The organism is Absiella sp. AM09-50, from assembly GCF_003433845.1.
GTDB lineage: Bacteria > Bacillota_I > Bacilli_A > Erysipelotrichales > Erysipelotrichaceae > Hoskinsella > Hoskinsella hominis.
Window position 1 is genome coordinate 60,394 of record NZ_QVFI01000006.1, and the last position, 9,310, is coordinate 69,703.

Consider the following 9,310-nt stretch of genomic DNA (forward strand, 5'->3'; position numbering starts at 1 on the left):
TGTTTGAAAAAACAGGCTTTTTTTATATGAAAAAATAAAAATCAATTTTTGATGAAAAAAGAGAACTTTTTGGCTCTTAAAACCATTAACTTAGTGAGGAGGTCAGATATGAAAGAAAAACATCTTGTCAAAAAGATACAAGCCGGCGATCAACATGCATTAGATGAATTAATTTCTAAACTGTATCCTCAAATATACTCCTATGTTTATGTACGTGTGAAAGGAAATGAATGTAGTAAAGATATTACGCAGGAGGTCTTTTTAAACTTTATCAAAAATATAGACCGTTTTGAATTTATCGGAAAAACTAAGCATTATTTGCTACGTATGGCAGTCAATGGCTGTCATAACTGGTATCGTACACATCCTATCCAGGAGAATGATGATAAACTAGAGAATATTGGTATAGAACCGCTTCATCCCCAAAGGGATTTAAAATCATTATTAGCAACGTTGCCGATGCAGCAACAGGAAGTCTTGGTTTTAAGGTATTATGAAGAATTGAAAATCAAGGAAATCGCAGATATATTAGGAATCAGTGAAAATACGGTAAAAACCCGGATAAGACTAGGATTGGAAAAGTTAAGAAAAATCACCAAGAAGGAGGACTGGCTATGAAACTGGATTGGAAAAGTGTAGAGGTTTTGGAAACAGAAGGATTAGATGAAACGCTACAGGCCTGTAAAGTGCAGCTCATGCAGAAAGAAAATCGTATAGAACATCAAAATATACATATCTTTACATCATATCTAAAAGCAGACGGCAACAAGATCATCATTGGTTATCTGATATTTTTATTCGTTTTTATATATTTGATATTCACAAAATATTTTGAATTATTCAACATCTCCTTATATTATTGTGCACTGGGAATCTATTTCACAACTTTGCTATTTCGCCATCAGGAAAGTGGCCTGCATGAAATTTTATATACAACACCGCTAAATGGCGCAAAGCTATTCCTTTTTCAGATTGGATGTTTTCTTACACTTTATATCTTAACTATAGGACTGTTAATCACCTGTGGCAGTTTTTCCCATCATGAAATCATAGAGGTGGTCACAACATCCGTGCTTCCATTATGTTTATCTGAATTTGTACTCTTATCTAGTATTGTCCCTATACGCAGCTATCAAGTCGCATTATCTGTATATGTAGTACTGTATGTATTATTTACTTATGTTTTTACCGGTGTGTTTGAGAAGCTTATACAGTATTCATTATCTTCCACATGGTTTTCATCATGGATATCTTATCAGCCATATTTGTGTGTGATAGCGATTATTTTATTCCTATCTGGCTGTATCTGTAAATATCAAAGGCTTGGAAAGGAGGGCTTTTATGAAATTAACAATTGAACATCTACAAAAATCATTTAAAGATAAAATCGCAGTAAACGATGTATCGTTCACTTTGGAAGAAGGTATTCATGCGTTGCTTGGCGCAAATGGCAGTGGCAAGACAACATTGATGCGTATGATTTGTGGTATTATGAAAGCTGATCAGGGGATTGTGAAAATGGATGATATCGCAATCTTGCAGAATTATAAAGAATATACAAAATCTTTGGGTTATCTGCCACAAAATGCTGGATTTTATATGGATTTTAATATTGAATCATTTTTACGATATATCGGTGTATTGAAATGCCTGAAGAAAGATTATTGTGAACAGAAAATAGATGAACTTTTAACAAGATTAAATCTTCAGGATGTCAGAAAGAAGAAATTAAAGCATTTATCAGGTGGTATGATGCAGCGTGTAGGGATTGCACAGGCTTTATTAAATCATCCCAAAATATTAATACTGGATGAACCTAGTGCAGGCTTAGATCCAAAAGAACGTATCGCATTACGACAGCTGTTGTCACATGTTGGCAAGGATACGATTGTCATTTTATCAACACATATCGTTAGTGATGTAGAATCGATCGCCGATGATATCATGTTGATGAAACAGGGACAGATCTTATTTAAAAAGCCATTGCCAGATATATTACAGGGAATGAGTGAAAAGGTTTATGAAATTAATGGGAATGAACAGGCAATCCGTGCATTTGAGCAGGATTATACAATCGTCAATCGAAAAACAGATGGAAATATTATCACAATCCGATTATTGTCGGATCACAAGCCTTGTGCACAGGCAATAGAAAAAGAACCGAATTTAGATGATGTGTATCTATCCTATTTCAGGGAGGAAAACGCTTATGTGGAAACTGATTTATTATGAAATGAAGAAACTGATCTCTTCCTTTTCTGGTAAACTTATATTATTGTTATTTTTAGGCATTTGTATCTGGCAGACACAACAGGATATCAAAAGTGTTTTTAATGATGACTGGAATGGGATGGAAGTATCACAGCTTATAGAAAAACAAAAAAGTTTAGAAGGAAATTATCAAGACATCTATAAGAAAATTCCTGATTTAGAAAAAGATGCGATGCATTATAACCCTAACCGTGAAATCGATGAAGAAATGACTAACAATATGAATTCCTTCGATTGGAAAAAGATCTACAAGGCTTATGAAAATCATACATTAACACTGGAAATGGTCAATGATCTGATTGATATAAAATTTCACTCCTTAGATGAAGTAGTTATCCATTATGGTTATAAAGATGATTTATTATGGTCTAATCTTATCCGATATATACCAGATCAGGATATCATGCTAAATCGAAACAACTATATATATCAACCAGGAAATAACTCATGTTTGTTAGGAGAATGTGATAATGTAAAAGATGAAGTTTCAAAGAAAGAAATCAATCGACGCTTCTTAAATCTTTCCAATACTTATCAAAGTAATTATATTGAAAATAATATCGTTGATCGCATAAACTATACGAATATGGTCATATTGATTGTGATTGCTGTACTTTTTGCGAATATCTTCAGCCGGGAAGCACAGGGAAAAACTGATACGTATCTTGCATGTTCACCTATCACTGCCAAAACAGTAGGAGCAAAGATTATTTTTGCGCTATTATTAGGAGCAGGTATCCCACTTTTATGTAAAATAGTTACTTTTGTTTATGCGATTCTTCAATCATCCGGTATCCATTGGGACATGTTTTTCTATCAACAGGAGAATTTGATTGCTTCCTATGTATTTTCCATCAAAGAGCTTGTAAGTATTGGATTTATTAATCAGCTATTGATGACGATATCCCTTTGTATCAGTATTTTGTTTATTTCACAAAAGTCAAAAAACACATATTTTTCTGCGATATTATCCTTGATTTTTGTAATTTTCCCAATATATTACGCGGTATTCCACATGGGCGGGTATGAAATTGCCAGCTATTTTCCTAGCAATCTTTTAATGTATTTTAGTGAGCATTTAAATGTTGTCAATTATACATCCGGCGTCACACCATTATTTATGTCAGTTGCAGGATTAATCATACCAGCAGCCACAAAATACTGGATCATCTGGATAATTTTAGATATAATTCTTGTTTTATGGATGTTTAGAGAAGGTAAATTACATCGTGTATTGCATGCATAAAGGCTAATGTGACCATAGCCTTTTTTTTAATTTTCAGACAATCTAGTAAAACTATATGTTAAAAAAATATCCATTTATTTGGAAATAATTAGAATAAGTCTATTGACATATCCCATCATCTGCTGTACTATTGTATTAGATGATTAATACAATGATGCATCATCTTTGAAAAAGAGGAGGAGCTTTATGTTTTGGAAATTATGGAAATATGAATTAAAATGTTCTTATAGAAGTTATTTATTTACGTATGCGATTTTATTATTATCTGCATTATTCTTCAGTACCAGAAGCAGTGATATCATTATGATGATCGTATCTCTTCTGTTTACGATTATGCTTTTTGTGGTTTTTATATTAACATTTGTGATGATTATCAGAACTTATCAACAATCGATGTTCACAAAAGCCGGCTATTTGACGATGACGCTGCCAACTTCAAGTAAGATGATCCTGTTAGTGAAAATCTTAAATTCTGCTTTATGGTTTATCTTATCTATGATTGTTATTGTATTAGCTGGAGTTTTATTGGCTTACAAAGCAGGTGGATTTACGTTATCTGAATTATTTGATGCATTTGGTAAAGTATTTCAGCAAATGGATTTCAATTTCCTAATGAATATCATCATGGTATTGATTGGTACGATTGAATCAGTTGCTATGGTTTATTTTGTGATGAATGTGACACATACAAACTATATTCGCCGTCATAGAGGAATCATTGCTGTCTTATTATTCTTCGCTATTACGATCGTGATTTCTTTATTTAATAATTATGTAATAGGAATAGATTCTGTAAGCGTCTTGTTTGGTGGAGGCGAAATGAATATTGTAAGCAGTAATGCATCACAGTATATTTCTATGGTAGAAGATGCCATCTTAATGGTTGCATTCTATTTTGGATCTGTTTATATCTTAGACCACAAACTGGAATTAGAATAATGCATGATTTTAAGGAAAACCTGTTGGCAATCCTGGTGATTCTTATGTTTACTTTCTGGTATTTATATACCGGATATTTGCTGGTCGACTATCTACAGCTGGGATTTGTGTTTCTGATGATAGGATCAGGTGTATTGCTAATCATTATTCTTGCAGTGTTGAGAACGATGCATATTATGAAAAAAAGAGAATATTAAGGAGTGGTCTAAATGAAGTTTGATGATAATATACCTATCTATTTACAAATCATAGATGAATGTAAGCGACGAATCATCACAGACGAATATCAGCCTGGAATGAAGGTACCGCCAGTTCGTGAGTTGGCAGTGGAATTTGGTGTAAATCCTAACACAGTACAGCGGGCAATGCAGGAATTAGAGCGGGATGGCTTGTTTATAAGTGAGCGAACAAACGGGCGATATATTTGTAAAGATCCTGAACGAATTATGGTATTAAAAAAGCATGTTATGAATGAAAAAATTGATCTTTTTCTGGATGAAATGAAAGAATTTGGAAGCAGTGAAGAAGAAATCATACAAATGATAAGGGAGCGTTACGAAAATGGAAAAGCTGATTGAAATATGTGGATTAAATAAATCCTATGGAAAAAAACAGGTATTAAACAATGTTGATTTAACCGTAGAAAACGGTCAGATTATTGGTTTATTAGGACCAAATGGAAGTGGTAAAACTACTATGTTAAAAATCATGACAGGTCTGTTAAAAGATTATCAGGGTGTTGTGAAAATTGATGGAAAAAGCGTTGGCGCAGAATCCAAAGCAGTTGTTTCATATTTGCCAGATGAGCCTTATTTTTCTGATTGGATGAAGGTAAATGATGTGCTTGGAATTTTCCGTGATATGTATCATGATTTTGATGAAACAAAATGCAAAAGAATCATGGATAAATTTAAAATTGATAATAAAATGCGTATCAAATCTATGTCAAAAGGAACAAAAGAAAAGTTTCAGCTGGCACTTGTGATGAGCCGTAAAGCAAAACTTATCATCATGGATGAACCAATTGGCGGTGTAGATCCTGCAGCACGTGAGGTGATTTTGGATACGATATTAGAAAATTATGATGAAAATCAGACAATTTTAATCGCAACCCATTTGATTGCGGATATCGAACGTATTTTTAGCAATGTTGTATTTATCAAAGAAGGCAATATCGTTTTAGATAAAGATGTAGAAACGTTGCGACAAGAAACTGGAAAATCAATTGATGAATTATTCCGTGAGGAATTCAAATACTAAAAGATTATGAAACAGGATAAAAGCCTGCAGAAAAAAAGAATCAGTTTAGTCAGTTTAGCACTGATCTTTGGTGTAGCGGGGTATTTAAGATTTCAACTGGTTTCTTGTATGTTTTTAGGCATCCTAACAGCAGTCATATGTATGCGTATGCATAATTTTGGATAGAGGACGTTCATGCGTTCTCTATTTTTTTAGAAATATATAAAGCAAAATGCTCATCATAATGGTAAATGAAGTTTCAAGCAGGGTGGATACACCACTATTTAAAAGATAGAGCAACAGATCACATACAACAAGGAGGGTATACGGACGCACGCAATATTGAAATAAAGGGATATCTTTTTTCATGATGGTTGTCAGGATATGATAAAACAAGATCACATATGCAGCTGTTCCTGCCATCGCAAGCTGTGTATGCCATTTTGAGAAGAAGGGGGCATGCATAGGATCATAGGGTATACATACCGATATGGCCATAAAAATACAAGCGAGCATTAATAGAAGATAACCAAGCCGATAGGAATATCGGTTTTTTTTCATAAATACAAAGGTATAAATGAAAAAATATAGGGCGGCACTGATTCCCCAAACGATGAGGTAAAATTTATGCCCCAGAGCATTTCCAAGATCACTTAGGTTTTGTGATAAAGGTGCAGTAAAGAAAAAAGTCCCTAAATTTATAAAAATGATAAAAATGAGGAATAGGATTTGAAAATGTTTAAAAAACGCTTTATTCATCGGCGATTTCTCCTTTCAGAGGTAGGAATATTATACCATTTTAATTATGTGAAAATATGTGAAATGACTAAAAATTTAGGATTTTCAGAATTTTTTACGTATGTATACTTGTACGGATAAAAAAAGAGGTGTTGAAATTGGAAGAAGAAATAAAAAAATTGGAGAAGCGTGATGATGGATTTGTGGAAGTAACGTTAAAGAAAGCAAAAGATTTTGATGAATACGTTTTGGCTCAGATGTGTAAAGATACATCTTGCCTGAATGTAATTCGTGATCCTAACAGCAAAGTGAAGTTCTATTATGATACCAACGGCTATTTAGATTTATTGTCTTATTTGGAAATGCATCGTTTTGAAGAAGATGAAGCAATGAAGTTTCTGATTTATTTATTTGAACATTTGGTAAGAACAAATACCAATAAACCGGTTGTCTTACAAAGTGATTTGATTTACCTAAGCTATGATGGCGGTATCTTAAAATTTATGGCATTACCATTGACGATGGATAAATGGGTATTTCAAAGTGAACAGAGTAAGACGTTTCTAAAAGAACTGATCAAAGTGTTGAAAGGAGAAAATCTATATGCGATATCAGGTTTCTTAGTTGAACAATTAAAAGGTAAAGAAGTATCCTTACCAAATGTTCTTCAGGGACTACATAGACTTTTTGATGCGAATAAACCAAAAGCACCATGGTATGCGAAATTCTTTCCTAAAAAACAAGAAGTCGCATTTGTTGTGAATGGACTTCCTAAACCAGCTGTTATACAAAAACCGCATTCTCCTATCGAAGATGAATTATTTATGGAAACGATGGTGTTATTTGGAAGAGATGATCAATCTTCATTCATTGATCAAAAAACGAAAGCTATCTATATCGTACAAAAGGATGAATATCATATTGGCAGAGATAAGGGAAATGATTTATGTATCAATGATACATTTGTTTCTGGCAAACATGCCGTATTTGATTCAAAAAGCAATACTTTGACAGATTTAAATAGTAGTAATGGAACCTTCGTGAATCATGAAAAAATTCAAGAACGAACATTAAACCATGGAGATATCATCAGCTTTGCCAATCATGAATTCCAGTTTCAATCACCATTTTCAAAGGAGGAGGAGCATGTGTAAGACATATCAGAAAATACGTTTATTAGGAAAAGGCGGCATGTCACAGGTATGGCTGGTAGAACATTTAGAAACTAAAAAGCGCTATGCTTGTAAAATTTGTAAGAAAGATGACGCAAAATCAGCGTTATATGCTTCAGCTTTACGAAAGGAAGCCTGTTTATTGGCAGGACTTCATCATCCCATGATTCCATCTTTGATTGAATACGATCCAAAAGGCAGCTTTGTTATGGAATATATCGAAGGGGAAAGCCTAGATCAATACATAGGTCGTAAAATCAGTAAGAAACAGCTGATAACATGGATGAAAGAGGTTCGTGATATTTTAGATTATCTTCATCATCATGGTATCTATTATCTGGATGTAAAACCTCAGAATTTGATATGTGATAAACAGAAACATTTGCATTTGATTGATTTTGGTGTTAGTGTCAGTGAAGAAAATCAGAAGGTATATGCATTAACTCCCAGGCTATGGAGCACCGGCGTTAAAAAAGCAGAAGCCCACTGCCACATGTGATGTATATAGTTTTGGACAGACTTTTTATGTTTTAGCACATCAATGTTTTGTGCCTGATCAAAAGCCAAAAGAAGCAATTGACATCTTCTTATGGCGATGTGCGCAAAAAGATCATAATCAATGTATCCATGATATGTCAGATGTAGCACTTCAGCTGGATAAGCTTAGTAAACATCATAAAAAACACATATCTTCATTCTTCTTAACAGGAATTATGGTAATGATGATTCTTGTATCAAGATATTGCATGCTTTGTTATGAAGATAAGAAACAACAAATCTATAACGATTTGATACGACAAAAAGCATTTGAAAAAGCCATATGCGCCAATCCTGATCAAATCGATGCCTATCGTGCATATCTATCTTATACAAATAAAAAAGATGCTTTAAAGCATATCGAAAGATTGTGTGAACAGGAAGCATTTGATTTACATCCGGATATCAAACAATATCTGGTATTGGAAAGTATGACGTTAAAGGATTTATCAACTGCCCATTTTGCATATCAATTATTGCAGAGGTCCAAGAGTGAATTTGATCAATCTTATCGACAAATACTGGGCGATGTCTTAGATAAAAAGGATTGTAAAAGAAGTCTTAGTGCATTGTATACACAGATCATAAAAGAAACAGACACTGATTCATCCGTACATAAAGAACTGTTGGCTGATTTATATGAATTAAGCAATGATCTGGATAAAACAATGTGGATGCAGCTGATACAACTGTATGAGGAAGCATCTATGCAGGATGAAATGCATCGTGTGCAATATGCTTTTGTGGTATGGCAGATAGAGCGTAAGGATAAGGACGTGACTGGCTATATCCAAAAGCTGGAGAAGGAATGGCAAAGTGATAAGGATTTGCTGTTACTAAGCTCTCTATACATGGATGCATTTGAATCCTGCATATCAGATGAAGAAAAACATGCCCATCTACATATGCTTCAGGAAGCGAAAACACTGTTGAAGAAAATCAAACACGAAGATGCCATCAGAGAAAGTATTCAACAGACAATATCACAACTTGATTATCTGATGGAGAAATGGAGAATATATGAGTGAATATTTTATCGCAAAATTAGGATATCTGATTGCCTGTATTCTGGTATTTTATATCATTTTATCTCACATTGATAAACAGCATCAAAAAACTAAAAAAGAAGTGCTGATGGCACAGACACAGGAAATGAAAGGAGAATAAC

General features: G+C 33.6%; 13 protein-coding genes. 12 read left to right on the top strand and 1 reads right to left on the bottom strand.

The window, feature by feature from the left end:
• The first annotated feature begins 108 nt into the window (after positions 1-108).
• The 8 genes from DW114_RS07365 to DW114_RS07400 all read left to right on the top strand — a co-directional run bounded on the left by DW114_RS07365 (position 109) and on the right by DW114_RS07400 (position 5,716).
• Positions 109-618, top strand: a complete 510-nt coding sequence (locus tag DW114_RS07365) for an RNA polymerase sigma factor (protein WP_117453134.1) — start codon at positions 109-111, stop codon at positions 616-618.
• Positions 615-1,358 carry a hypothetical protein gene (locus DW114_RS07370; protein ID WP_117453135.1) on the top strand — a complete coding sequence of 248 codons (744 nt, stop codon included), beginning with the start codon at positions 615-617 and terminating at the stop codon, positions 1,356-1,358. The genes DW114_RS07365 and DW114_RS07370 overlap by 4 nt, the downstream gene beginning before the upstream one ends.
• Positions 1,342-2,232, top strand: a complete 891-nt coding sequence (locus tag DW114_RS07375; RefSeq protein WP_117453136.1) for an ATP-binding cassette domain-containing protein — start codon at positions 1,342-1,344, stop codon at positions 2,230-2,232. Before DW114_RS07370 ends, DW114_RS07375 begins: the two co-directional genes overlap by 17 nt.
• Complete coding sequence (locus DW114_RS07380) at positions 2,210-3,517, top strand: hypothetical protein (RefSeq protein WP_117453137.1); 1,308 nt, start codon at positions 2,210-2,212, stop codon at positions 3,515-3,517. Before DW114_RS07375 ends, DW114_RS07380 begins: the two co-directional genes overlap by 23 nt.
• A gap of 186 nt (positions 3,518-3,703) precedes the next feature.
• Positions 3,704-4,456: a hypothetical protein gene (locus tag DW114_RS07385; protein ID WP_117453138.1), complete on the top strand. Its 753-nt coding sequence runs from the start codon at positions 3,704-3,706 to the stop codon at positions 4,454-4,456.
• Positions 4,456-4,653, top strand: a complete 198-nt coding sequence (locus DW114_RS07390) for a hypothetical protein (protein WP_117453139.1) — start codon at positions 4,456-4,458, stop codon at positions 4,651-4,653. The genes DW114_RS07385 and DW114_RS07390 overlap by 1 nt, the downstream gene beginning before the upstream one ends.
• Before the next feature lie 12 nt (positions 4,654-4,665).
• Complete coding sequence (locus DW114_RS07395) at positions 4,666-5,034, top strand: GntR family transcriptional regulator (RefSeq protein WP_117453140.1); 369 nt, start codon at positions 4,666-4,668, stop codon at positions 5,032-5,034.
• Positions 5,018-5,716 (top strand): ABC transporter ATP-binding protein, encoded by a 699-nt coding sequence (locus DW114_RS07400; protein WP_117453141.1) that lies wholly within the window; start codon positions 5,018-5,020, stop codon positions 5,714-5,716. Before DW114_RS07395 ends, DW114_RS07400 begins: the two co-directional genes overlap by 17 nt.
• A gap of 183 nt (positions 5,717-5,899) precedes the next feature.
• Here DW114_RS07400 and DW114_RS07405 read toward each other — a convergent pair whose 3' ends face one another.
• Positions 5,900-6,454 (bottom strand): hypothetical protein, encoded by a 555-nt coding sequence (locus DW114_RS07405; RefSeq protein WP_117453142.1) that lies wholly within the window; start codon positions 6,452-6,454, stop codon positions 5,900-5,902.
• Between the two features lie 137 nt (positions 6,455-6,591).
• Here DW114_RS07405 and DW114_RS07410 point away from each other — a divergent pair, with 137 nt between their 5' ends.
• The 4 genes from DW114_RS07410 to DW114_RS21240 are packed head-to-tail and all read left to right on the top strand — an operon-like array spanning position 6,592 to position 9,309.
• Positions 6,592-7,587 (top strand): FHA domain-containing protein, encoded by a 996-nt coding sequence (locus DW114_RS07410; protein WP_117453143.1) that lies wholly within the window; start codon positions 6,592-6,594, stop codon positions 7,585-7,587.
• Entirely contained in the window at positions 7,580-8,104 is a 525-nt protein-coding gene (locus DW114_RS07415; RefSeq protein WP_158552211.1) for a serine/threonine protein kinase, read from the top strand. Before DW114_RS07410 ends, DW114_RS07415 begins: the two co-directional genes overlap by 8 nt.
• Positions 8,105-8,153: 49 nt before the next feature.
• Positions 8,154-9,170 carry a hypothetical protein gene (locus tag DW114_RS07420; RefSeq protein ID WP_117453145.1) on the top strand — a complete coding sequence of 339 codons (1,017 nt, stop codon included), beginning with the start codon at positions 8,154-8,156 and terminating at the stop codon, positions 9,168-9,170.
• Entirely contained in the window at positions 9,163-9,309 is a 147-nt protein-coding gene (locus DW114_RS21240) for a hypothetical protein (RefSeq protein WP_158552210.1), read from the top strand. Before DW114_RS07420 ends, DW114_RS21240 begins: the two co-directional genes overlap by 8 nt.
• The last annotated feature ends 1 nt before the right edge of the window (position 9,310 follow it).